Here is a 414-nt window from a genome sequence, read left to right on the forward strand (position 1 = left end):
GCCTTGGCGACCTCGGTCTTGTCGTAGTCCTCGGCCGGGACCGTGGACTTGTCGTGCTCGCTCATCGCGTGCCTCTCTCTGCAGGGGATTCGAGGGTGGGCAGGACGGGTGGTGCCGCGCAGGCGCGGCAGAGACCCCAGTAGATGACCTCGGCCTCGTCGACGACGAAGCCGTGCTCCTCGGACGGGGTCAGACAGGGGGCCGCGCCGACCGAGCAGTCGACGTCGGCGATCGCGCCGCACGAGCGGCAGACCAGGTGGTGGTGGTTGTCGCCGACCCGCACCTCGTAGCGGGCGACCGAGCCCTGCGGCTCGATGCGGCGCACGAGGCCGGTGGTGGTCAGCGCCCGCAGCACGTCGTAGACGGCCTGGTGGGAGACCTCGGGGTGCTGCCGGCGGACCAGGCGCAGCACCT

The 414-nt window shown here is 71.7% G+C and carries 1 protein-coding gene; it reads right to left on the reverse strand.

Annotated features, from left to right (window positions below):
- Window positions 1-61: 61 nt before the first annotated feature.
- A partial coding sequence (locus M3677_RS17575) for a Fur family transcriptional regulator (protein ID WP_251161224.1) occupies window positions 62-414 on the reverse strand: 353 nt, incomplete at its 5' end.

The organism is Curtobacterium sp. P97, assembly GCF_023712445.1.
Classification (GTDB): domain Bacteria; phylum Actinomycetota; class Actinomycetes; order Actinomycetales; family Microbacteriaceae; genus Curtobacterium.